Origin of the sequence: Knoellia tibetensis (genome assembly GCF_048606415.1) — a bacterium.
GTDB classification, from domain to species: domain Bacteria; phylum Actinomycetota; class Actinomycetes; order Actinomycetales; family Dermatophilaceae; genus Knoellia; species Knoellia tibetensis.
On record NZ_JBMBWF010000001.1, the window covers coordinates 604,410 to 627,780 of the forward strand.

Annotated in this window: 22 protein-coding genes; 11 read left to right on the plus strand and 11 right to left on the minus strand. The window is 71.3% G+C overall.

Features of this window, described 5'->3' with window-relative positions; all coding sequences use genetic code 11:
* Nucleotides 1-178 precede the first annotated feature (178 nt).
* Nucleotides 179-505 (minus strand): hypothetical protein, encoded by a 327-nt coding sequence (locus ACOJV7_RS02815; protein ID WP_420188642.1) that lies wholly within the window; start codon nt 503-505, stop codon nt 179-181.
* Nucleotide 506: 1 nt separating this feature from the next.
* On the opposite strand from ACOJV7_RS02815, the gene ACOJV7_RS02820 reads away from it, so the two are divergent.
* The 3 genes from ACOJV7_RS02820 to ACOJV7_RS02830 all read left to right on the plus strand — a co-directional run bounded on the left by ACOJV7_RS02820 (nt 507) and on the right by ACOJV7_RS02830 (nt 2,506).
* On the plus strand, nt 507-920 hold the full coding sequence (locus tag ACOJV7_RS02820) for a hypothetical protein (protein WP_420188643.1): 414 nt from the start codon (nt 507-509) through the stop codon (nt 918-920).
* An 82-nt stretch (nt 921-1,002) separates the two neighbouring features.
* Nucleotides 1,003-1,500 (plus strand): SigE family RNA polymerase sigma factor, encoded by a 498-nt coding sequence (locus ACOJV7_RS02825; protein WP_420188644.1) that lies wholly within the window; start codon nt 1,003-1,005, stop codon nt 1,498-1,500.
* Complete coding sequence (locus tag ACOJV7_RS02830; RefSeq protein ID WP_420188645.1) at nt 1,493-2,506, plus strand: hypothetical protein; 1,014 nt, start codon at nt 1,493-1,495, stop codon at nt 2,504-2,506. Before ACOJV7_RS02825 ends, ACOJV7_RS02830 begins: the two co-directional genes overlap by 8 nt.
* A 1-nt stretch (nt 2,507) precedes the next feature.
* Here the strand turns inward: ACOJV7_RS02830 and ACOJV7_RS02835 are convergent, their stop codons facing one another.
* The 3 genes from ACOJV7_RS02835 to ACOJV7_RS02845 all read right to left on the minus strand — a co-directional run bounded on the left by ACOJV7_RS02835 (nt 2,508) and on the right by ACOJV7_RS02845 (nt 5,515).
* Nucleotides 2,508-2,927: a VOC family protein gene (locus ACOJV7_RS02835; protein ID WP_420188646.1), complete on the minus strand. Its 420-nt coding sequence runs from the start codon at nt 2,925-2,927 to the stop codon at nt 2,508-2,510.
* Nucleotides 2,928-2,952: 25 nt separating this feature from the next.
* Complete coding sequence (locus ACOJV7_RS02840; RefSeq protein ID WP_420188647.1) at nt 2,953-3,495, minus strand: MaoC family dehydratase; 543 nt, start codon at nt 3,493-3,495, stop codon at nt 2,953-2,955.
* Nucleotides 3,496-3,901: 406 nt separating this feature from the next.
* The gene (locus ACOJV7_RS02845; RefSeq protein ID WP_420190366.1) at nt 3,902-5,515 is read right to left on the minus strand and encodes a RecQ family ATP-dependent DNA helicase; all 1,614 of its coding nucleotides are present in this window, start codon (nt 5,513-5,515) and stop codon (nt 3,902-3,904) included.
* A 149-nt stretch (nt 5,516-5,664) separates the two neighbouring features.
* Between ACOJV7_RS02845 and glpK the strand changes: the two genes are divergently transcribed.
* The 5 genes from glpK to ACOJV7_RS02870 all read left to right on the plus strand — a co-directional run bounded on the left by glpK (nt 5,665) and on the right by ACOJV7_RS02870 (nt 12,262).
* Nucleotides 5,665-7,179, plus strand: coding sequence for a glycerol kinase GlpK (gene glpK / locus ACOJV7_RS02850; RefSeq protein ID WP_420188648.1), 1,515 nt, complete (start codon nt 5,665-5,667; stop codon nt 7,177-7,179).
* A gap of 233 nt (nt 7,180-7,412) precedes the next feature.
* Complete coding sequence (locus ACOJV7_RS02855; protein WP_420188649.1) at nt 7,413-8,639, plus strand: hypothetical protein; 1,227 nt, start codon at nt 7,413-7,415, stop codon at nt 8,637-8,639.
* Nucleotides 8,636-9,844: a glycosyltransferase family 4 protein gene (locus tag ACOJV7_RS02860; protein ID WP_420188650.1), complete on the plus strand. Its 1,209-nt coding sequence runs from the start codon at nt 8,636-8,638 to the stop codon at nt 9,842-9,844. Before ACOJV7_RS02855 ends, ACOJV7_RS02860 begins: the two co-directional genes overlap by 4 nt.
* A 28-nt stretch (nt 9,845-9,872) precedes the next feature.
* On the plus strand, nt 9,873-10,676 hold the full coding sequence (locus ACOJV7_RS02865; RefSeq protein ID WP_420188651.1) for a glycosyltransferase family 25 protein: 804 nt from the start codon (nt 9,873-9,875) through the stop codon (nt 10,674-10,676).
* 353 nt (nt 10,677-11,029) lie between these two features.
* Nucleotides 11,030-12,262, plus strand: coding sequence for a DUF4082 domain-containing protein (locus ACOJV7_RS02870; protein ID WP_420188652.1), 1,233 nt, complete (start codon nt 11,030-11,032; stop codon nt 12,260-12,262).
* 58 nt (nt 12,263-12,320) lie between these two features.
* Here ACOJV7_RS02870 and ACOJV7_RS02875 read toward each other — a convergent pair whose 3' ends face one another.
* Entirely contained in the window at nt 12,321-13,268 is a 948-nt protein-coding gene (locus tag ACOJV7_RS02875) for a serine hydrolase (RefSeq protein WP_420188653.1), read from the minus strand.
* Nucleotides 13,269-13,296: 28 nt separating this feature from the next.
* Between ACOJV7_RS02875 and ACOJV7_RS02880 the strand changes: the two genes are divergently transcribed.
* Nucleotides 13,297-15,015: a glycerol-3-phosphate dehydrogenase/oxidase gene (locus ACOJV7_RS02880; protein ID WP_420188654.1), complete on the plus strand. Its 1,719-nt coding sequence runs from the start codon at nt 13,297-13,299 to the stop codon at nt 15,013-15,015.
* A 70-nt stretch (nt 15,016-15,085) separates the two neighbouring features.
* Here the strand turns inward: ACOJV7_RS02880 and ACOJV7_RS02885 are convergent, their stop codons facing one another.
* On the minus strand, nt 15,086-16,120 hold the full coding sequence (locus tag ACOJV7_RS02885) for a DUF2332 domain-containing protein (protein ID WP_420188655.1): 1,035 nt from the start codon (nt 16,118-16,120) through the stop codon (nt 15,086-15,088).
* 18 nt (nt 16,121-16,138) lie between these two features.
* On the opposite strand from ACOJV7_RS02885, the gene ACOJV7_RS02890 reads away from it, so the two are divergent.
* The gene (locus ACOJV7_RS02890; RefSeq protein ID WP_420188656.1) at nt 16,139-17,632 is read left to right on the plus strand and encodes an aminopeptidase P family protein; all 1,494 of its coding nucleotides are present in this window, start codon (nt 16,139-16,141) and stop codon (nt 17,630-17,632) included.
* A gap of 72 nt (nt 17,633-17,704) precedes the next feature.
* Here the strand turns inward: ACOJV7_RS02890 and ACOJV7_RS02895 are convergent, their stop codons facing one another.
* From ACOJV7_RS02895 to ACOJV7_RS02910, 4 genes are all read right to left on the minus strand, one after another.
* Complete coding sequence (locus ACOJV7_RS02895; RefSeq protein WP_420188657.1) at nt 17,705-18,454, minus strand: PIG-L deacetylase family protein; 750 nt, start codon at nt 18,452-18,454, stop codon at nt 17,705-17,707.
* A gap of 56 nt (nt 18,455-18,510) precedes the next feature.
* Nucleotides 18,511-19,095 (minus strand): YflT domain-containing protein, encoded by a 585-nt coding sequence (locus tag ACOJV7_RS02900; RefSeq protein ID WP_420188658.1) that lies wholly within the window; start codon nt 19,093-19,095, stop codon nt 18,511-18,513.
* 72 nt (nt 19,096-19,167) lie between these two features.
* A complete protein-coding gene (locus ACOJV7_RS02905) occupies nt 19,168-20,382 on the minus strand; it encodes an acyl-CoA dehydrogenase family protein (RefSeq protein WP_420188659.1) in 1,215 nt (404 codons plus the stop codon).
* A gap of 157 nt (nt 20,383-20,539) precedes the next feature.
* Nucleotides 20,540-21,451 carry a trypsin-like serine protease gene (locus ACOJV7_RS02910; protein WP_420188660.1) on the minus strand — a complete coding sequence of 304 codons (912 nt, stop codon included), beginning with the start codon at nt 21,449-21,451 and terminating at the stop codon, nt 20,540-20,542.
* Between the two features lie 227 nt (nt 21,452-21,678).
* Here ACOJV7_RS02910 and ACOJV7_RS02915 point away from each other — a divergent pair, with 227 nt between their 5' ends.
* Nucleotides 21,679-22,539: a serine protein kinase RIO gene (locus ACOJV7_RS02915; RefSeq protein WP_420188661.1), complete on the plus strand. Its 861-nt coding sequence runs from the start codon at nt 21,679-21,681 to the stop codon at nt 22,537-22,539.
* A gap of 43 nt (nt 22,540-22,582) precedes the next feature.
* Here ACOJV7_RS02915 and ACOJV7_RS02920 read toward each other — a convergent pair whose 3' ends face one another.
* Complete coding sequence (locus ACOJV7_RS02920; protein WP_420188662.1) at nt 22,583-23,272, minus strand: L,D-transpeptidase family protein; 690 nt, start codon at nt 23,270-23,272, stop codon at nt 22,583-22,585.
* Nucleotides 23,273-23,371: the final 99 nt, after the last annotated feature.

A 23,371-nucleotide genomic window follows, 5' to 3' on the forward strand; every position in this document is an offset into this window, starting at 1 on the left:
AGACATGGGCGGTCCCACCACCCCGGGAGCCGTCCACCCATCACCGAAGGGAGCCAGCAATGAAGCGAGACAACGAGGACCTGCACGCGCGTGAGCCGAGAGGTGCCACCGCCGGCGCTCCGCCCACCGGCGGCGCCACCGACGACGAGCTCGGCCGTGGCCACTCGGGCGTTCGCCGTCACCGGGTGCTCGCCGTGGCCGCCGTCGGCACCGCCGCGGTTGCCGCCGTCATGATGCTCGGCACCCTTGGGCCGGCTGTCGGGGACACCGGCACCGCGGCGTCGCGGACCACTCCGTCGGCGACGCCCTCTGCCTCGCCCACGGCCAGCGCGACGCCGAGCCCGTCGACGTCCGTCCCGGCCTCCCCGCGCCCGACGGCCACGCCGACGGCCCCGACACCGTCGACCCCCGGCCCGAGGCCGACGGCGGCGCGCCGCACCAGCCCCGCGAAGCCGAAGAGCAGCCCGTCCACACCCAGCACGTCGACGTGGAGCAGCACCGTCACGGTGGCAGGCCGAACCCACCGGGCTCGGTTGGAGCCGGTCACCGACGCGATGGGCAGGCCCAACTACGACCTCGTCGTCCAGACCGACGGCCGCGAGGCGTGGCGGGAGCGAGCGATCTATCCCAGCGACGGCATCAAGGGCAGGGACCGCACCGACCCGAACCGGTTCTTCGTCTTCACGCGATCGCGCTTCGCGGACGTCGTGTCGATCGACGGGAAGCCGGTGACGAAGGAGAGCATCGGCCACCTGCGGCTCGTCGACCCCTCCCGCTTCAACCCCGGCTCGACGACCGAGCGCACCTTCTACGTCGCCGTCTTCCGGGTGCCGCAGCCGGTGGGCGAGACGGGCCCGTACGGACCGAAGGGCTGGGTGGTGCAGCACGTCGGCGGCGAGCCGCACGACATCAACGAGTGACATCTCCGCTCCCGTGACAACCTTTCGGACCGGACGCCCGTACCTAGGCCGTCCGGTTCGGTGATGAGGTGGAGGAGGTGCCGTGAAGCGACGTGACGACGGCTCGTTCGACGAGTTCCTCAGGGCGAGCTCGCCCCGGCTGCTCAAGCTCGCGTGGCTGCTCACGGGCGGCGCGTCGAGCGCCGAGGACCTCGTGCAGGAGACCCTCGAGCGGGTCTACGTGGCCTGGCCGCGGATCGAGGAGGGAGGCACGCACAACTACGCCCGCCGGGTTCTCGTCAACCTCCACACCGACTCCCACAGGCGCCGATGGCGCGAGAGCCTCACCGACGAGGTGCCCGACACCGGGCGGGCCGACCGGTCCGACCACGTGGCGCTCGCCGACGAGCTCGCCTCGGCCCTGGCGACCCTGCCCGTCCGCGAACGGCAGTGCGTCGTCCTCCGCCACCACATCGGCCTCTCCGAGCGCGAGACGGCCGACGCCCTCGACGTGAGCACCGGCACCGTGAAGTCCTCGACCTCGCGCGGCCTCACCCGTCTCCGCACCCTGCTCGTCCCCGAAGGAGGTCGTCATGTCTGACCCGATCCTCGAGCTGCTCGCCGCTCCCCCGGCGCCGTCCATGTCCGTCGACGAGGACGCCGTGCACGCCGGCGGTCGCCGCCGCCTGCGCCGCCGCAACCTGCGCCGCGCTGGGCTCGGCGCCGGCGTGGCAGCCGCAGCCGCGGCCGTCGTCGTGGCGGTCGCCGGCAGCCCGGTCGGGGGCAGCGCCCTGCCCGCTGGACCCTCCACCTCGGTCGATGGAGGCCGACGGGTGTCGGCCGCCCTCTTCGACGGTTCCTGGACCATCGAGGTGCGACCGGGCGCCCCGGCGGACCAGCCCAACATCGTGTTCTACAAGGGTTCGGGCTCCTTGCGACAGCAGCTCGCGGGGTCGAGCGCGGACCCCACCGTCCTGTCGATGGGCACCGGCTCCGGCGCCGAAGGGGTCATGCTCGGCACCGCCCCGGCCGACGCCACGACCTTCCTCACCGTGACGCGGGACGGTACCAAGGGCGGGATCCAGACCGACCAGAATCCGCTGCCGGGCACCGACTACCAGGCCATCGCCGTCAAGTTCGACGACCCGAAGGAGGTCGACACCTACGTCGACACCATCTGGATGGACCCCGACGGGCGCGTCCACTCGGCCGACGGGACCGTGCTTCCCGGCACGAAGATCACCGACGGGGACACCTTCTTCGTCGCCCGGGACTCCGGGGTCATGGGGGCCTTCATGGCCGACGGGTCGGGTGGCTCCACGCGGCCCCTGAGCCAGGAGCAGAGCACGACGATGGGCTACGGCACGAAGACCGACGGCGGCGACTGGTCCTGGACCTCGGTGACCCTGCTCCCGGCCGGTGCCACGGACGTGTCTTTCACGTGGAGCAGCGCCGCCTCCACCACGGAGCCGGCCACCGCCACCCCGGAGGGGATGACCGTCGCCTGGGCCACGGCCACCGCGCCCGGGGGAAGCTCAGGCCCCACGGTCACGTCGGTGAGCTGGACCGACGAGGCGGGCACCCGGCATACCGACGCGGTGAAGTGAGTCAGACGACGAGGTGCGCGTAGGGGTCGGGACGCTCGGACTCGCTGCGCAGGACGCAGAACTCGTTGCCCTCCGGGTCGAGCATCGTCACCCAGCCCGACCCGGCAGGGCGGCCGGGGAGGTCGCGCAGGTCCTGGTGCACGGTGGCGCCGTGCTCGAGGAGCCGGGCGACCTCCTCGTCGCGCGTGCGGTCCGTCGGCGTGAGGTCGAAGTGGAGGCGGTTCTTGACCGTCTTGCCCTCGGGCACCTCGATGAAGAGGACCCGCTGACGACCGTCGGGGCTGAAGATCATGCATTCCTCGTGACCGGGCAGGTTCGGGTCCTTCGGGTCCTCCGACCAGCCGAGCACCTCGCTCCACCAGTGCGACTGGTCGTGGGCGTTGCGGGAGTCGACGGACGTGTGCATGAGGCGGGAGGTCATGCGCGCCACCCTCGCACGGGAGCGGTCAGTCGGTCGCGGCGTTTTCCGGTCCGGGCCAGTTCTTGTCGGGCTGAGGCGTCGGGCGGCCGGGCTGCTCGCCGCCGCGGGCCTCGAGGTAGCTGTCCTTGGGCACCATGACCTTGCGGCGGAAGATGCAGACGACCTTGCCGTCCTGGTTGTAGCCGATCGTCTCGACGTGGACGACGCCACGGTCGTCCTTGGAGCTGCTCTCCCACTTGTCGAGCACCCGTGTCTCGCCGTAGAGGGTGTCGCCGTGGAAGGTCGGCGCGACGTGGCGCAGGCTCTCGATCTCGAGGTTGGCGATGGCCTTGCCCGAGATGTCGGGCACGCTCATGCCGAGCAGGATCGAGTAGACGTAGTTGCCGACGACGACGTTGCGGCCGAACTGCGTGGTCTCCTCGGCGTAGTTGCTGTCGAGGTGGAGCGGGTGGTGGTTCATCGTGAGCAGGCAGAACATGTGGTCGTCGAACTCGGTGACCGTCTTGCCGGGCCAGTGCCTGTAGGTCGCTCCGACCTCGAACTCTTCGTAGCTGCGTCCGAACTGCATGCCGCCCATCCTTGCCTGCCGCCCCCCACGCCGACACCACGTATGCCGCGTGCGTTCCCTCACAGCGTCCCGGTGGACGATCGCGGTGCCGGCTTGTCAGGGGCGCGGGTTGGTCCGCCGCCAAGGGCGTTCGTCGCGCCGACGACCCATCCCTGCGGCACACCGGGCACAGACGACGGCCACGCGGTCGGCGTCCCGACCGGTCTCGGGCTGGACATCTCGCCAGTCGACGTGGGGGAACCGCAGCAGCTGCGACCGGTGCAACGAGAGGCCGCACACGGTCTGGTTGGTCCCGGGCAGCCAGGCGTGCACCTCGCCGGCGGGTGACCTCATCCCGTCCGGGTCGGTCCATGAGCCCGTGGCAGCCACCGAGGCGCTCATCGCCCACCCCGGCGCAGCAGGCAGGTCACGCCGGCTCCAGCAGGTCGTTGTCCTCGACGGCCTCCAGCGAGAGGGTGCGGTATCCGGCGTCGTCGAAGAGCACCGTGAGGCGGTCCTGGACGACGTCGGTGACCACGCCCACACCGAACTCGTCGTGCCGGACCGCGGCCTGTACGGCGAACCTGGCACTGGCGTCGGCTCGCTCGTCCGCTGCCACACCGTCGACACAGTTGTCGCAGACGCCGCAGCGACCGCTGACGGGTGCACCGAAGTAGGCGAGCAGGAAGGCGCTCCGGCACCGGTCGGTCTCGGCGTAGGCGCGCATCATCTCGACGCGGGAGCGCTCGAGGCGGCGCTGCGCCTCGGCCCGCTCGATGACCAGGTCCGCCAGCTGCTCCGGGGGGAGGTCGGAGCAACCGGAGGCCTCGAGCGCCAGCGACACGAGGTTGACGAGCCGCGCGGTTTTGCGGGGTCCGAGGTCGAGGCGTTCCCGCACCTCGCGCGGGTCCCTGCTGCCGGTCCTCGCCATCGTCGACGCCACGTCCACGACGTCACCTCGCCCGGGCACCGGCGTCGCGAAGAAGCGTCCGAGCGCGAGGTCCTCGGACCGGTAGAAGAGCACGCCCGCAGCCGGAGCACCGTCGCGACCTGCCCGCCCGACCTCCTGGTGGTAGGTGTCCGGGGACTCGGGCACGTCGGCGTGGACGACGAGGCCGATGCCCGGCTTGTCGATCCCCATGCCGAAGGCGGAGGTTGCCACGACGACGTCGAGGTCGTCGGTCATGAAGGACCGCTGGACCTCCTCGCGACGACGCTTCCCCAGGCCGGCGTGGTAGGCCGCCACGCGGTGCCCACGGGTCGCCAGCTCCGCGGCATACGCCTCCGCACCCTTGCGCGTGCGGCAGTACACGAGGACGCTTCCCGCGTCGGCGCGGCGGCCGTCCACCTCGCCGAGCACGCGCTCCTGCTGGTCCCGCTCGTCGAGGCACCGGTGCACGTGCAGGGCGATGTTGTCGCGCTCGAACCCGGTCACGACCAAGCAAGGCGCCCGCAGGTGGAGCCGTTCGACGATGTCGCGCCTCGTGGGGAGTGCAGCGGTGGCCGTCATCGCCACGACCCGGGGTGTCCCGAGCTCCTGCACGAGGTCGCCGAGGCGCAGGTAGTCCGGCCTGAAGTCGTGCCCCCACGTCGAGACGCAGTGCGCCTCGTCCACGGCGACGAGCGTCGGGCGCAGGGCCGCGAGCGCACCGCGGACCTGTGGCCGCGCCAGCTGCTCCGGCCCGAGCAGGGCGAAGCGGATGGCACCGCTGCGCATCCCCTCCATCGCCTCCTCCCGCGCCCCCGCCGACTCCGCCGAGCTGAGCCGTGCCGCGCCGATCCCGACCTCGGTCAAGGCGTCGACCTGGTCCTGCTGGAGCGCGAGGAGGGGGGACACGACGATCGTGAGGCCGCCGGACAGCAGCCCCGCCACCTGGTAGGTGAGCGACTTGCCCGACCCGGTCGGCGACACGAGCAGGACGTCCTGGCCGTCGAGGAGGGCAGCGATCGCGTCCTCCTGGCCGGGCCGCAGACGGTCGTGGCCGAAGTGCTCCTCGACGGTCGCCCGGATGCTCGAGAAGGGAGTGGTCGTGGTGGCGATGGCAGCCTCCGTCCCGGCGGCCCTCGGGCCGGTCTGTCGTGGGTCACCCCCGCCCTACCCCGCAAGGTCCGCCCCCATGCGAGGCCCGCCCCCCGCAGCCGCACGTCGCGGCGCCGGGCCGCCCATGGGGCGCTCTAGGCTCTGGCGGCATGGCGGACTTCATCGGGGCGGTCGACCAGGGCACGACGAGCACGCGGTTCATGGTCTTCGACCACGACGGCGCCGAGGTCGCGCGCCACCAGCTCGAGCACGAGCAGGTCCTCCCCCGCGCCGGCTGGGTCGAGCACAACCCGCTCGAGATCTGGGACCGCACCCAGACCGTCATCGGCAGCGCGCTGACCAAGGCCGGGCTCGCCGGCACCGACCTCGCTGCCATCGGCATCACCAACCAGCGCGAGACGGCGATCGTCTGGGACCGCCGCACCGGACGCCCGTTCCACAACGCCATCGTCTGGCAGGACACCCGCACGGACTCCATCGCCAAGGCGCTCGACGCCGACGGCCGCGGTGACACGATCCGGCACAAGGCGGGACTGCCCCCGGCGACCTACTTCTCCGCCGGCAAGGTCCAGTGGATCCTCGAGAACGTCGACGGCGTCCGCGAGGCGGCCGAGCGCGGCGACGCCCTCTTCGGCACCTCGGACACCTGGCTCGTGTGGAACCTCACCGGCGGCCCCCGCGGCGGTCTCCACGTCACCGACGTCACCAACGCGAGCCGCACGATGCTCATGGACCTCACGACGCTCGACTGGGACGACGAGCTGCTCGGGTTCTTCGGGATCCCGCGCGCGATGCTCCCGGAGATCTCCGCGAGCAGTGACGCGACGGCATACGGGACGACGTCCGGGGAGCGGGGCACGGCGAAGGTGCCGATCACCGGCGTCCTCGGGGACCAGCAGGCGGCCACGGTGGGGCAGGTGTGCTTCGAGCCGGGCGAGGCCAAGAACACCTACGGCACGGGCAACTTCCTCCTGCTCAACACGGGCACCGAGCTCGTCCGCAGCGAGAACGGCCTGCTCACGACCATCGCCTACCAGTTCGGTTCTGCCGCACCGGTCTACGCGCTCGAGGGGTCGATCGCCGTCACCGGCAGCGCGGTCCAGTGGCTGCGCGACCAGCTCGGCATCATCTCGGGCGCCTCGGAGATCGAAGGCCTGGCGAAGCAGGTCGACGACACCGGCGGCGTCTACTTCGTGCCGGCGTTCAGCGGGCTGTTCGCGCCCTACTGGCGCAGCGACGCACGTGGCGCCATCGTCGGGCTGTCGCGCTTCAACACCAACGCCCACCTCGCGCGGGCGACGCTCGAGGCGATCTGCTACCAGAGCCGCGACGTCGCCGATGCGATGACCGCCGACTCCGGCGTGCACATCGAGACGCTCAGGGTCGACGGCGGCGTCACGGCCAACCGGCTCTGCATGCAGTTGCAGGCCGACGTCCTCGGCGTGCCGGTGAGCAAGCCGGTCGTCGCCGAGACCACGGCTCTGGGGGCCGCCTATGCCGCGGGGCTGGCGACCGGCTTCTGGTCCGGCACCGACGAGCTCCGGAGCAAGTGGGCCGAGGCCGAGCGCTGGGAACCGCGGTGGTCCGACGAGCAGCGTGAGGTCGGGTATGCCGGGTGGCGGAAGGCGGTCGAGCGGACCCTCGACTGGGTCGAGGTCGACTGACAGGAAGGCGGGCGGCGGTCCGCCACGTCCGCCGAGTGAGCCGCGGACGCCAGGGCCGCGCGCGCCGCGTTGCACGATTCCGGCCACGCCGACGCACGGTGCCCGGTAGCGTCGAGAGGTACCCGCAGCAGGTCGGCGGGACGGCGGTCCTCGGGACCGGGTGACGACTCCAGGGCGGACGTGGCGTCGTGCGTTGCACGATGCGTGGGCGCCGGAGAGGTGAGGAGCTCTCGATGGCAACGAGCGTCCCTCGTACGGCACTGCCCGCGTCGCGGACGAGGTTCGGCGTCGACCGGAGTCCCCCCGTACCCGGTCTGGTGCAGGCCGCGTGGGCCGCCCTCGTCATGAACGTGCTGACCTTCGGGGGCACCACGACCCTGCTGCCGATGCCGGCCTCGGTCGGCAAGGCCATCGCTCAGGGCTCACTGCCCCTCGCCCTGCTGCTCGTCCTCATCGCCAACCCGCGAGGGCTGGTGCGCACCAACCTGTTCATGATCCTGATGTCGGTCCTCGCGGTCCTGGGGCTGGCCGTCAGCCTGCACAACGAGTTCTTCCTCGGCTCGACCTACCGGGCCGTCCGGTTCATCCTCTTCGTCGTCGTCCTGTGGCTGCTCACCCCGTGGTGGGGGCGCCGCGACATGCTCCTCCTCCGGTGTCACCGGCGGGTCGTGTGGGTGGCGCTGGGAACCGTGCTGCTCGGCGCCGCGCTCAGTCCCGGGCTGGCGTTCTCCGTCGAGGGACGGCTCGCCGGGGTGATCTGGCCGATCTGGCCGACCGGCGTGGCGCATCTCGCCGCCACCCTCTTCGGGACCTCCGTGGTGCTGTGGATGTGCCGGGTGATCACAAGTCGCCACGCTTCGGTTGCGCTGCTCATCTCTGGGGTCGTGCTCGTCGCCACCCACACGAGGACGGCGGTGGCGGGCACGCTGGTGGGGCTCGCGGTGGCGACGGCAAGTCTCATGCTGGGCCACGTCCGCGCCCGGCGGGTGACCCTGTTGAGCGGGGCGGCCACGGTGGTGGCGGCGATGTTCTTCGCGTCCGCCCTGACGACCTGGGCGCTGCGTGGGCAGAGCACTGAGGAGGTCGGCGAGTTCACCGGACGGACCAAGGTGTGGTCGGCGGTCTTCGACACTCCCCGACCACTCGTGGAGCAGCTGTTCGGCTCGGGGCTGTCGAACCAGAGCTTCCAGGGGTTGCCCATCGACAGCAGCTGGGTGAGCGTCTTCGTCGACCAGGGTCTCGTCGGGGTGTTCCTGCTCACCACGATCCTGCTCCTGCTCTTCATCATGGCGGCGACCCGCGAGCCGGGGCCCGAGCGTGCGACCGCCCTGTTCCTCCTCGCCTACTGCGTCGTCGCATCCATCACCGAGACCGGGCTCGGGGCCGCCGCGCCCTACCAGCTCGACCTCGTCGTCGCGGCAGCACTGCTGACCCAGCCGACGCGAGGCAGTGAGCCATGACGTCGTCCGACCCGCTCCCGGCCGTCGAACCGGGGCAGGGCCCGACGACGCCCCTCGTGATCGCCACCCTGCACCGCCCCGAGGGGGTGACCGGAGTCCAGACGCACGTGAGCGAGCTGCTCGCCCACCTCGAGCGCCACGGTCGCGCAGCCACTCTCGTGACGCCGTTCTCGTGGGGTGGACCTCTCACCGTCCCGGTCTTCGGCCTGCGCCTCGTCCTGTCGCGGGTGAGCAGCGCCGCCGGCGTCATGTGGCACCGGCACTGGCACGAGGCCTTCCTGCGCCAGGCGCTGCGCCGGCAGCTGGGTCGACTCGACGACTGCGTCATCTACGCGCAGGGGCCTGCGGCTGCGCGCGCCGCCCTTCGTGCCCGCCGCGGCCCGCAGCAGGTCGTCGTCATGGCCATCCACTTCCGGGTCTCGCAGGCCGACGAGTACGTCGAGAGCGGGCAGATCGCGCGGGACGGACGGGCCTTCCGCCGCCTCCGCCAGGTGGAGCGTGAGGTCATCCCGCAGCTCGACGGTGTCGTGGCGGTGACGCGGTGGGCTCGCGATGCCCTGCTCGCCTGGCTGCCCGAGGCCGACACGGTCCCGTATGCCGTCATCAGCAACTTCGTGCACCGGCAGCCTGCGGCGGTGGCGGCGCCCCTTGCCGACCTCGTCACCATCGGGCGGCTGGAACCGGTGAAGAACCACGGCTTCCTCCTCGAGGTGCTCGCCGAGGCGAACCGCCGCGGTCGGCGCCACACCCTCGACGTCTACGGCGAGGGCGACAGCCGGGTCTCCCTCGAGCAGCAGGCCAAGACACTCGGCGTCGAGCAGCAGGTGCGCTTCCGGGGGTTCAGGAGCGACGTCCGGACGCTCCTGCCGCGGTACCGCGCCTACATCCACGCCGCATACTCCGAGTCGTCGTCGCTGGCCATCATGGAGTCGATGGCGGCCGGGCTGCCGATCCTCGCCGGGGACCTGGCGCCGCTGCGCGAGCTGTGCGACGACGGGGTCGAGGCGCGGTTCTTCCCGCTGGCGGACCCCGCCCGCGCGGCCGTGGCGATGATCGAGACCCTCGACCGCGAGCCGATGCGGGCCGAGATGTCGCGGGCCGCCCGGGACCGCTTCGACCGCGACTTCGAGGCCGAGGTGCTCGCGCCCGAGCTGCTGTCCTTCCTCGAGTCACGTGTCCCGTCGATATCGAGGAGCCGGTCGTGACCCGGACCCTCCGCAGGAGGCAGCACTCGTGCACGCCTATGTGATCAACCTCGAACGCTCGCCGAACCGCCGGGCGCACATCACGCGGGAGCTGGCCCGGACGGGGCTCACCCACGACATCGTCACCGGCGTCGACGGTCAGGGCCTCGACCTGGGCGACCGCGCGACCATCGCCCCCGAGCTGCTCGCCAAGAACGACTTCCCGGCGGGCTCCGCCGGCTGCGCACTGAGCCACCTGCAGGTCTACCGAAGGATCCTCGAGGACGGGCACGAGCACGCCCTCGTCCTCGAGGACGACGTGACCCTGCCGGCCGACCTCGGAACCATCGTGGAGCAGGTCGTGCCGCACCTCACGGGCGCGGAGGTCGTGCTGCTCAACTACGGCAGCAGGGACGGTGTGGTCCTGGCGCGTGAGGGCAGTGTGCGCCTGTCGGCCACGCGCACCCTGGCCCTTCCCGTCGACATCGCCTCCATCGTCAACGCGGGCGCCTACGTCATCACGCGTGATGCCTGCCGTCGCATGGTCGCCGGTCTCCTGCCGCTCCGCGCCAACGCCGATGAGTGGGACTACCTCTACGAACAGGGCCTCCTCGACCGGGTGCGCCTGCTCCGTCCGCTGCCCGTGACCAAGAACGCGAGCTTCGAGTCGACGATCGGCCTCTACTCGCTCGGCAGCGGAGTCGCCTCCCGACTCGTGGCGTCCGTGCTGCGCCGCAGGATCCCCCTGGTGCATCGGCTCGTCCTCTGGCGCAGGCAGCGCATCCTGGGCCAGTGGGAGCGCTCCGAGGTCGTCGACGCACCCTTCACGACGAGGCCGTCGAGGTTGGACTAGACCTGTCGGCACCCGTGCGCGTCTCCGTGGTCGGGGACGTCGCGGGACAGGGACATCTGCGCGAGCCTCTGGTGTCCCCGGTGGCCCGCCGATATCGTTGCCGCAGCCATCGGTCGCGGAGGTGACGGCTGTGCTTGACCTGAGGATCGACCCGCCCGACACGGTGATCATGAATGACTCCCGTGTCTAGGCGTCCGGCACTCCTCGCTGCCCTCGTGGCACTGGTGGCGTTGGCGACGGCCGTCGCCTGGGCCGTGTGGCCGCCGTCGCCGTCGCCCTCGACGTCGTCTTCGACGTCGTCCTCCTCGTCACCGCCTTCGTCCGACCGTCTCCGGCTGCCCGCGGGCAGTGCCGTGGCCGCCGACACCGAGGCCGTGACCCTGGGAGTCAGGTTCACCCCGAAGGTCGACGGCTACGTGACAGGGGTGGAGTTCCGCCGCGGCACGGCGTCGAACACCGCACGAGAGGTACACCTGTGGAACGCGGCAGGCGAGCAGCTCGCCACGGCGACCCGGACCACGCAGGAGACCGGACTTGTGCAGCATCGGTTCCCCGAGCCCGTGCCCGTCACGGCGGGGACCGAGTACGTCGCGTCCTACTTCGCGCCCGACGGCCGCTACAGCTCGGTCCAGCGGGCCCACCGGAAGCCCCAGACGTCGGGCTCGCTCACCGCCCCCGTCAACGCCGGCGTCTTCGTCTACTCACCCACGGCGACGTACCCGACGCAGACCTGGGAGGCCTCGGACTACCAGGTGAGCCCGCTCTTCATCGGGAGCCGGCGAATGGGTGCGGCGCAACCGTCGATCTCGCCGTTGCCCACGCGGAGCACCACCCCCACCTCCTCGCCGACCTCGACGCCCACCCCGACCAGGACCGCCACACCGACCCCTACACCGTCGCCGACGACGTACTCCTGCGTACGGACCGAACCACAGGGCAAGTGCTTCTATCCGCCCGTCCCCTACATCACCGGCACCAACGGCGACCCCTACCTCAACCAGAACGTCTGGGCGGCCGCGGACGACCCGACCTACAAGCAGACCCTCTACGGCAACAGCCCGCGCGACTGGTACGTCATGGTCAACGCCAGGACCGGTTTCGGCGGCGTCCAGGCCTACCCCAACGTCGGCTGGAACATGACGGGCACGGTCGGCGCGATGCCGCGCACCGTGAGCTCCTGGTCCGTCGACTTCCCGCACGACGCGAAGACCGTGACCTGGGCGGCCTACGACCTGTGGTTCAACGACTGGCGTGACGAGGTGATGATCCAGGTCGACATCGCCGCCAACGACTACTACGACTGCACGCACGTGGCGTCGGCGACCTTCGCCGGGAAGCCTTGGCACCTGTGCACGTTCGGCGCGCAGCGGGTCTGGAAGCCCGGAGTCGACGACGACAGCATCCGCAACGAGAAGGTCGGCTCCATCGAGGTCAAGGAGATGCTCGTCTGGCTGGAGGAGCACGGCCACCTGCCGAGGAACAGCACGTGGACCGCGGCCAGCTTCGGGTTCGAGCCCTGCGACACCGGCGGAGCGAACGTGAGGATGTCGGTCAAGGACTTCTCCTGGGTCGCCGCGCCGAAGTGACGGCGTCCGCGTCCGGAGACCGGTTGCTCTTGCCCGGCAGGACCGCCGAGGAGTCCGCCTACTCCGCGGGGAGCGGCTGGGCGAGCGCGTCGTAGACGATCTTCGACAGACCGTTGATCGTCTCGCGGCCGTAGCGGAACCCCTGCGGGCTGCGCGTGAGGATCGCCATCGTGTGACTCCGGCCATTGCCGAGGACGCGGCCGATCGAGTTGAGCCGGTAGCCGTCAGGGAGCGGGCCCCAACCGTTCTTGGTCTCCGTGTATGCCGTTCGCGGCAGGGGCGGGTCCGCGACCCCCCAGCGCTGGTCCGGTACGACACCGGCCATGAGGTGGCGGATGTAGGCCCGGTGGCCCGCGTGGATGACCGGGGTCCCGGTGACGACGGCGTCGACGACCGAGACGAGGTCTCCGGGGGTGGTCCTGCTGTAGCCCCACCACGTCTTCGAGCCGGCCGGTCCACCACCGCGGACAGTCGTGGCCTCGAGGCCGAGGAGACCGGCAGCCTCCTGCACCTTGGCCGTCGTCACCCACTCGAGCAGGGCGTCGGTGGCGGCGTTGTCGCTCGCCTGGATCATCCGGCGTGCCTGCGAGTGACGCTCGTTCGTCAGCGGCTCGCCGCCGTCCTGCACCTTCTTGAGGCAGGCGAGCAGGATGAGGACCTTGATCGTGCTCAGCGACTCGTTCTCGAACTCCCGCCAGGCGAACCGTCCACCGGTGCGCAGGTCGTGGACGACGAGACCCATCGTCCCGCCGCGTTCGGCGAGGTGGGCATCGAGGGCGGCGGTGAGTGCGGAGCGGTCGAGCGAGGGCACGACACCGGGCGCAGCAGCTGCCGGCGCCACGGCACCCCGACCCCGGATGCCGCTCTCCACACCCGCATTCGCCGTCGTCCCGAACGCCAGCCACGCCGGCACCCCGACGGCGGCACCTGCCAGCGCGGACTCGAGGACGAGCCGGCGGTTGATCGGGCGGCCGAGTTGGCGGCTCAGCGGGCGGGGGGCGGACATGACAGGAGCCTAGGCGAGCAGCGCAACTATGCTCGACCGGGTGACCCTCTCCCCCGCGGCACGCACGTCCACGCTCGAGCGGCTCCGTTCGGGTGGTGAGCTCGACGTGCTCGTGGTCGGCGGCGGGGTCGTCGGGTGCGGTGCGGCGCTCGACGCGGTCACGCGGGGACTCTCGACCGGTCTCATCGAGGCCCGCGACTACGCCAGCGGCACGAGCTCGCGGTCAAGCAAGCTCATCCACGGCGGCCTGCGCTACCTCGAGATGCTCGACTTCGGGCTCGTCCACGAGGCCCTGCAGGAGCGGCGGTTGCTCCTCACGACGATCGCGCCGCACCTCGTGCGGCCGGTGCCGTTCATGTACCCGCTGAGCAAGCCGGCGTGGGAGCGGTTCTACGTCGGCTCGGGCATCGCGCTCTACGACGGGCTCGCGTTCGGCGTGCGCCAGACGGCCGGGCTCCCCCGCCACCGACACCTCGGCAAGAAGGCCGCGCTGCGCCTCATGCCCAGCCTGCGGCCGGACGCGCTCACCGGCGCGATCCAGTACCACGACGCGCAGGTGGACGACGCCCGCTTCGTCCTCGAGCTCGCCCGCACCGCGGCCCAGCACGGCGCCCATGTCGTCAACCGCGTCTCCGCGGTGAGCCTGCTGCGCTCCGACGACGGTGAGCGCGTCGTCGGCGTGCGCGCCCGCGACAACGAGACCGGCGACGAGTTCGACATCCGGGCCCGGCGCGTCGTCGCGGCGACCGGCGTCTGGACCGACGAGATCCAGTCGATGCTCGGCGACGACGGGCCCCTCAAGGTGCGGTCGAGCAAGGGCATCCACCTCGTCGTCCCGCGGGACCGCATCACGTCCGAGACCGGCGTCATCCTGCGCACCGACAAGTCCGTCCTCTTCATCATCCCGTGGGACGAACACTGGATCATCGGCACGACCGACACCGACTGGAGCCTCGACAAGGCCCACCCGGCCGCCACCTCCGCCGACATCGACTACCTCCTGGAGACGGTCAACTCGGTCCTCGTCACTCCCCTCACGCGGGACGACATCGACGGCGTGTATGCCGGCCTGCGCCCCCTGATCTCGGGCGACGAGTCCGACGAGACGACCAAGCTGTCACGCGAGCACGTCGTCGCCACACCGGTTCCCGGCCTCACGCTCGTCGCCGGGGGCAAGTACACGACCTACCGGATCATGGCCCGCGACGCCGTCGACGAGGCGGTCAAGGACCTCAGCGAGGAGGTCGCCGAGTCGTCCACCGACAGGGTGCCGCTCGCCGGCGCGGTCGGCTGGGAGTGGCTCAGCGAGCGTCCGCAGATCCTCGCCCGGTCGGCCGGTATCGAGCAGGAGCACGTCGAGACCCTCCTCGAGCGCTACGGCACGCTCACCAAGGAGATCCTCGTCCTCATCAACGCCCGGCCCGAGCTCGGCGTGCTGCTTCCCGGTGGGGAGACCCACCTCAAGGCAGAGGTCGTCTACGCCGCCGCGACCGAGGGCGCGATGCACCTCACCGACATCCTGACCCGGCGGACCCGCATCTCGATCGAGGCCCGCGACCGCGGCCTCAGCGCCGCACCCCACGCGGCCGCCCTGGCCGCGCCCATTCTCGGCTGGGACGCCACGCGCGTCGCGAACGAGATCGACATCTACCACCGCCGGGTCGAGGCCGAGATGTCGAGCCAGACGATGCCCGACGACGAGAGCGCCGACCAGGCCCGCCGCCTCGCCCCCGACGGCGCCCTCTGACCGCTCACAACTCACCAATTCCTCGGGTTCGGTACACGACCGTGTGTGCCGAACCCGAGGAATTGGTGAGTTAGGCGCGGGAGAGCTCGAGCGGTGGCCCGTGGTGGGTGCACCACCCGATGACGTCGTCGTCGACCTCGACCTGCGGCCGCCACGACTCTGACTCCGGAAGCACCTCCGGGTCCTCGAGCGCGACCCGCACGACCGGCACACGCGGTCGCGCCTCGTCGATCGCCGCGAGCATCGCGGCGTACTCCGCCCGCGGCCAGTACTGCCGGGTGATCGAGTGCCACACGACCGTGAGCACATCGTCGCCCACCGGCTCCGCGAGCCGCTTCCGCACCCACTCGGCCGCGCCGGCCCGATCCACGACGACCGGTGTCTCCCGCAGCGCGGCGAGCGCGGCGACGAGCCGGCCGTCGCGCTCGGGCATGTGCGGCCAGACGAACGACCGGAGATGGGCGCCGCCGTCCTCCGTCATCGCGTCGAACGGGTCGAGGTCGCACCCGCGCCGCTCGACGACCTCGAACGAGAGGGGCGAGAAGCCCGGGGCACCGCAACCCTCGAGCACGAGGTGCGCGTCCTCGGGCCCTGCCGCCCACCCGTCGCCGACGAACCGGAAGCGGTCGACGAGCAGGTTGAGCCCCGCCGACGCCCCGGGCTCGAGCAGCCGCACCCGCCTCAGACCGGTGCGCCGCACCGCCTCGGACAGCCCCGCGAGCAGCGCCACCGACCGGCCGACCTCGTTGGTCTGCGGTGCCACGTCGAGCGCCTCGCGCAGCTCGTCGACGTGCTCGCGGAGGACGGGTTCGAGAGCCGGCCACACGGCATACCGATCGGCCGTTCCTCCCGCAGACGGGTAGAAGCGCGCGAGGCCGGGGGCGTCGCCGCGCAGGACGATGCGGTGGATCCCGGCGAGCAGCCGCAGCTGCACCATGTCGCCGGCCGGCGCATCCTCGTGGCCGCGGAGGATGTCGCGCACGACCCCGCCGCGGTCGGCGTCGTCGGCCAGCTCGCGCACGAGCACGCCGTAGAGGTGGTCTGTGCTCCCGCCCCAGTGGTTGCGCATCCGCTCGACCACCGTGGCTCCGTCGTAGGCGCTCACGCGTGACACGATAGGCCGGTGAGCGAAGAGCAGAAGCAGGCAGAGAACCGCGCCCGGCCGACGACGGAGGAGTTCCGTCGCTTCGTCCGCGAGGACTGGGCGGAGCGCCGTCCGCAGGCGACCGGGCAGTCCCCCGCGGCCCCGTATGCCGCCGCGCGACGCGACGCCGTGAGCGCCGCCTTCCCGGGCGACCGGCTCGTCGTCCCCGCGGGTGGGCTCAAGGTGCGCAGCAACGACACCGACTACGTCTTCCGCCCGCACACCGCGTTCGCGCACCTCACCGGTCTCGGCGCCGACCGCGAGCCGGACGCCGTCCTCGTGCTCGAGCCGACCGCCGACGGCCACGAGGCCGTCCTCTACTTCCGCCCGCTCGGCGAGCGCGACAGCGACGAGTTCTTCGCGAACGCGCGCTACGGCGAGTTCTGGGTCGGCGCCCGCCCGAGCCTGGCCGACATCGAGCTCGAGCTCGGACTCACCGCCCGCCACATCGACGAGTTCGAGGCGGCCGTCGCCAAGGACGCCGGGGAGGTCACCGTCCGCCTGGTGCGCGACGCCGACCGCGAGCTGTCCGCCACCCTCGACGACGCCCGGGTCGAGAACGGCGCCGAGCGCGAGTCCCTCGTGGAGCTCGACGACGCCCTCGCCCACGCCCTCTCGGTCCTCCGCCTCACCAAGGACGAGTGGGAGGTCGAGCAGATGCGCGAGGCGGTCGCCGCGACGCACGTCGGCTTCGAGGCGGTCATCGCCGAGCTTGAGACCGCCGCCGAGCTCGGTCGCGGAGAGCGGTGGATCGAGGGCATCTTCGGCCTCCACGCACGCCATCAGGGCAACGGCGTCGGCTACGACTCGATTGCCGCGTCCGGCGACCACGCCAACACGCTGCACTGGATCAAGAACACCGGCGACGTCGCCGAGGGCGACCTCGTCCTGCTCGACGCCGGTGTCGAGGTCGACTCGCTCTTCACCGCCGACATCACCCGCACCCTGCCGGTGAGCGGCACGTTCACCGACGCGCAGCGCGAGGTCTACGACGCCGTGTACGCCGCGCAGGAGGCCGGGATCGCCGCCGCCAAGCCGGGCGCGAAGTTCTCCGACATCCACGCCGCGGCCATCAAGGTCATCGCCGAGCACCTCCACGCGTGGGGCCTGCTCCCGGACGGCGTCAGCGTCGAGGACACGCTCGACACCGAGCACGGCCAGTACCACCGCCGCTGGATGGTCCACGGCACCTCGCACCACCTCGGCCTCGACGTCCACGACTGCGCCCTCGCGACCCGCGCCGAGTACATGGACGCTGAGCTCGAGCCGGGCATGGTGCTCACCGTCGAGCCCGGGCTCTACTTCAAGGCCGACGACCTCAAGGTGCCCGAGCGCTTCCGCGGCATCGGCGTGCGCATCGAGGACGACATCGTCATCACCGCCGACGGCAACGAGAACCTCTCGGCCGCCATGCCGCGCAGCAGCGCCGACGTCGAGGCGTGGATCGCCGACGTCCGCGAGGAGAACGCCTGACCCACGACTGGCTGCCCCACGGCGCGCCGCGAGCGCAGCACGCGACCGCGCCCTGGGGCGATCAGCTGGTCGTCAGCGGCGGTTCACGACGTCGAGGACGAGGGCGTGCGTGACGCCGTCAGCCTGAGCCGCCTGCGCACCCATCTCGAGGATCATCGGGACGAGCGCGTCCGGCTTGGGAAACGTGTCCGGCAGTGCGGAGTTGTATGCCGTGTGCGCCTCGAGCGAGGCGACCGCCACCTCCACGCGGTCCGAGACGTCGACGTAGTGCGTCGGCTTCGAGGGACCGGCGAAGGCGAGGACCTTGACGTTCCAGGGCTCGAAGCCCTCCTCGACGAGCTCGGGGAAGATCCAGCGGTTGCCGGCGTCGGCGACCGCGTCAACCGTGGCCAGCCCAACCGCGCGGTGGTCGGCCTGGTTGAGCATGCCGGCGACGAAACGGTCGCCGTAGTCGCCAGTGACGACGAGGTCCGGCCGGCGACGGCGGATCTCGCGGGCGATGTCGCGACGCAGGTCAAGGCCGTACTCGACCACCCCGTCGCGGTGGTTGCCGAAGTCGACCTCGGTGACGCCGACGACGGCAGCGCTCGCGCGCTCCTCCGCCTCGCGGACCGTCCTCGCCTCCTCCGGCGCCATGGTGTCGATCCCCGCCTCTCCCCGGGTGAGCAGGAAGTAGGTGACGGTCTTGCCGGCCTCGGTCCACTTGGCGACCGCGGCGGCGGTGCCGTACTCGATGTCGTCGGGGTGGGCGACGACGCAGAGGACCGACGAGAACTCCTCGGGCATCTCCTGCAGCGGAGGGCCGAACGCTGGCGCAGTCATGTCGCTCAGGCTAGACCCGGGCGGGCGTCACAGCGGCGGGGTTCGGCGAGACGGGGTCAGCGCGTGGAGGCCGGACCGGTCGTCGGGTCCGCACGACGGGCCTGCTCCTGGAGCCGCTGGGCCTCCGCCTGCGCGGCGGCCATCGGGTCCATCTGGGCGAGGAGCTCGCGACCCCTGGCGGCGTGCTTGTGCTCCGTGAGCACCTCGTACTTCGTCGCGACGACCTGGGTCACCGAGGTGAAGTCGCGCTGACCACCGGTGAGCGAGTAGCCGACGAACGCCCAGATCGCACCGAAGACGGCGCCGAAGACGACGGTCGCGAGGACCGAGGTCCACGCGAACCCGCTCGTGTCGAAGAGCGCGAAGATCATGCCGATGAGCAGGCCGAGCCACGCGCCGGAGAGCAGCCCGCCGACGAGGATCCGGCCACGGGTGAGCCGGCCGGTGACGCGTTCGAGCTGCTTGAGGTCGGTGCCGACGATGAGGAGGTTCTCGACCGGGAACTGGTGGTCGGAGAGGTAGTCGACGGTCTTCTGCGCGCCGGCATACGTGTCGTGGACCCCGAGGGACATCGGGTACTCGAGGGACAGGACCCGGGCGGCGGCCGCAGGCCCGAGTCCCCGTGTCGGTTGCGTGCTCATGGCCCCAGTCTCCCACTCGGGGCTGGACGACGGTTGGGAGCCCGCTGACCGGCATACGAGCAGGTCGGTGGGTCAGCGCTTGAGCGCGTACTCCTCGAGGAGGCGGCGGCCGATGATCATCTTCTGGATCTCGGCCGTGCCCTCGCCGATGAGCAGCATCGGCGCCTCGCGGTAGAGGCGCTCGATCTCGTACTCCTTGGAGTAGCCGTAGCCGCCGTGGATCCGGAAGCTCTGCTCGACGACGTCGGCGCAGTACTCGGCGGCGAGGTACTTCGCCATGCCGGCCTCGAGGTCGTTGCGCTCGCCCTTGTCCTTGAGCCTGGCCGCCTTGACCATCATCTGGTGCGCGGCCTCGACCTTGGTCGCCATGTCGGCCAGGCGGAACATGATCGCCTGGTGCTGCGCGATCTGCTTGCCGAACGTCTCACGCTGTTGCGCGTAGGCGATGCCGAGCTCGAAAGCCCTGCGGGACAAGCCACATGCGCGCGCTGCGACGTTGACGCGGCCGACCTCGACGCCGTCCATCATCTGGTAGAAGCCCTTGCCCGGGACCCCGCCGAGGATCTGCGCCGACGTCGTCTCGTGGCCCTCGAGGACGAGCTCGGTCGTGTCGACGCCCTTGTAGCCCATCTTCTCGATCTTGCCGGGCACGGTGACGCCCTGGGCGGTCTGCCCGAAGCCGGGCTCCTTCTCGACGAGGAACGTCGTCATGTTCTTGTAGGGGCTGTCGCTCTCCCCGAGATCGGTCTTGACGAGCACCGCGACGAGGTTGGACGAGCCACCGTTGGTGAGCCACATCTTCTGCGCGTTGACGGTCCACTTCCGGTCCTCGCCCTCGCCCTCACCCGCGACGGCCTTGGACTTGATGGCGGCCACGTCGGAGCCGAGACCCGGCTCCGACATCGAGAACGCACCACGCACCTCGCCCGTCGCCATCCGCGGCAGGTAGCGCTGCTTCTGCTCCTCGGTCCCGTGCTGCAGCAGCATGTAGGCGACGATGAAGTGCGTGTTGATGATGCCGCTCACCGACATCCAGCCCCGCGCGATCTCCTCCACGCACAACGCGTAGGTCAGGAGCGACTCACCGAGACCGCCGTACTCCTCGGGGATCATCAGCCCGAAGATCCCCATCTCCTTCATGCCCTCGACGATCTCGGTCGGGTACTCGTCGGCGTGCTCGAGGTCCTGTGCCACCGGGATGATCTGCTCCTCGACGAACTGCCGGACGAGCTTGACGAGCTCGCTCTGCTCGTCGGTGAGGCCGTCGGTGCGCTGGAGCCGAGACATGCGTGGAAGCCGCCTTCGTGAGTGGGGTGAAAGACGTTGTCGAGTATGCCGTCCGCCCACCTGCCCGCCCACCGCTCCGCCGTGTGAGTCCCCCCACCCCGACGCATCGGAGCCGGCCGGCCGGTGGACCCGGCCGACCGACCCAGCAGCGCTGCTCTCAGGGGAGGTCGACGAAGGGGTCGAGGAAGTCCCGGGCGCTCTCGGTGTCGAGGCGGTAGGCGACGTTGGTGGCGTAGCAGGGCACGTCACCGGTGATGGTCGTCGCCGCGAGGATGAGCTCGCCGTCGATCTCGACGAAGTTCGGCCCGCCGGAGTCGCCGTAGCAGGCACCTCCGTAGCCGCGCGAGGCGTTCATGCCGAGGCGGACCCACGTCGGGTTGAGGGAGTTGAAGTCGACGAGCGCCTTCATCCGCACGCCACCACCGGGGTGGGTGTGCCCACCGGGGCCGCGCACGGCCTCGCTGGTGCCGTAGCCGACCGTCCACCAGTCCGCGGCGTCGAGGGCGCGGGCCCCCAGCTCGTCGAGCTGGCCCGCCGTGGGCAGAGTGGCCGGCTCGAAGTCCCAGACGTCCTGCGGGTCCACGTCCCGGTCGGCGAAGTCGATGACTCCGATGTCATGGCTGTCGGCGCCCGTCCCGGGGTAGTCCGGGTCGGAGTAGGGCGTCCCTTCGACGACCCATCCCTTCTCGAGGAAGTACGCCGCCTTGGCCTCGACGTACGCCTCGAGCGCGGCGGGGTCGGTGGGGGCGGGCCCGAACTCCTCGTCGTAGGCGTCGAGCAGGCCCTGGATGTCCTCGACGAGGCTGACGAAGTAGCGGTCGTCCTCCTCACCGGTCAGGCAGTGGGCGGCCGTGAGGAACGTGTCGTCGTCGATCATCGTCCCGCTGCAGAACCAGCGGAACCTGTCGAAGAGGCCGTCCCCGTCGCGGTCGTAGAGACCGACGACGGCGCCGACCTCGGTTCGCTCGGGGGCCGGCTCGGAGTTGACGGTGTTGATGGCCGACGAGGGCGAGGCGGTGACGAGGACAAGGGCGCCGGCGGCGAGCGCGGCGCCGAGAGTGCGACGCATGGCAGGTCCTTCCGCGAGGGGTGACGACGTCGTTGTCGCCACCGTCGAGGCTAGACACGGAAAAGCGGTGGCGTCACCCCCCTTCGGGTGTCACGCTGGTCCGAGCCACACGGCATACCGAGAGAGCGCGGTCGCGAGGACCACGCCCGAGAGAAGGAGGCGTGACATGTCCACGACTGTCCTGGGCCCTTCGCGCGCCCACACCCTTCTCTCGATGGAGCACCACCTTGCACTTCTCCGACGCCGCGACCGAGTCGCCGCTGTTCGCCAGCAACACCTGTCCTGACACCCCGCCCGAGGGCGAGCGCTGGTCCACCTGGGACGGCGCCATGCACGGGCCGAAGCCCCGACCCGACTGGGTCATCACCGCCCTCGGCGCCGTCGAGGAGGACCTCGGCGTCCTCAAGACCGGCAAGGAGGCGGACGTCCACCTCGTCCGGCGGTGGGTGCCCGACGGCACCGACGCGCCGGCCGTGCAGTCGGTCCTCGCCGCCAAGCGCTACCGCGGCAGCGAGAACCGGCTCTTCCACCGCGACAGCGGCTACCTCGAGGGCCGCCGGGTCCGCAAGAGCCGCGAGATGCGGGCGATGGTCCGGCGCACCGAGTTCGGCCGCGCCATGATCGCCGGCCAGTGGGCGGCGGCCGAGTTCGACGCCCTCGGGCGGCTGTGGGAGCTGGGCCTGCCCGTCCCCTACCCCGTCCAGCTCGACGAGGCCGAGATGCTCATGGAGTTCGTGGCCGAGGCCGGCACCGACCGCACCGCCGCGCCCCGGCTAGTGCAGACGAAGCCGTCACCGGAGCTGCTCGCCGACCTCTTCGACCAGTTCCGGCACGTCGTCCTCACCCTCGCTCAGGAGGGCTGGGCGCACGGCGACCTCTCCCCCTACAACGTCCTCGTTCGCGACGACCGGCTCGTCGTCATCGACTGGCCGCAGATCGTCGACGTCGTCGGCAACCCGCACGGGTTCGAGTTCCTCGAGCGCGACGTCCGCACGATGTGCGACTGGTTCGTGCGGCGCGGGCTCGACGTCGACGCCGACCTCGTCTTCGGCGATGCGGCGGCGATGGCCGCGGGCTCGACGTGGTGACGCGGCGCCGGTGGACGGCGCCGCGTCAGCGGGGAGCAACGCGTCAGTAGAGGACGACGCGACGGTTGAGCGCGACCCAGCCGCCGGCCCAGAGCATGTCCTGGGCGGCGGTGCTCACCCGGCAGCAGCCGTGCGAGGCGGGGTAGGGCGGGATGGACTGCGACCCGTGGATGGCGAAGTCACCGCGCCAGTAGGTCGGTCGCCACATGGAGCCGAGCGACCCCGTCTGCCACCCGTTCGACCACCGCCAGTAGATCGAGTAGCTGCCGGTGGGTGTGCGCGCGGTCTTCCACGAGCCACCGGAGTAGTAGCGCTCGCCGCTGCCCGTGCTCGTGTTGAGGGTGCGATAGAGCTTGCCGCCGCTGACGACCATGAGGATCTGGCGCTGGAGGTCGACCTCGATGAGGGTGCCGGACGTCGCCCGCGGCGTGGGCCGGCGGCCGTGGTCGAGCAGCCACCACTCGGTGTCGGTGATCCGGCCGGTGCGGCTCACGCGGTTCGCCTTCTGCAGCGCCCACACCGCCTGCTGCGTGACGTGCCCGAAGACGCCGTCCGGCGTGCCGACCCAGTAGCCGAGGGCGTTGAGCCTCGCCTGCGCCGTCTTCACCGTCGCGCCGGACTGGCCGCGGTAGAGAGTCGGCCGGTCGCCGCCCGAGGCCCGCTTGGCCCGGTGCGACAGGATCTCCGCCACCGGGGCCGCCCCGCTCCCGGTCAGGAGCACCCGACGCGTCACCTTTGCACCGTCAGTGCCCATGATCTTCCCCATCTTCACCGCGAGGCCTGCTCCTCGTCGGACTCAGTATGACGAGGGCGGGCCGGATCGCGCCATGGG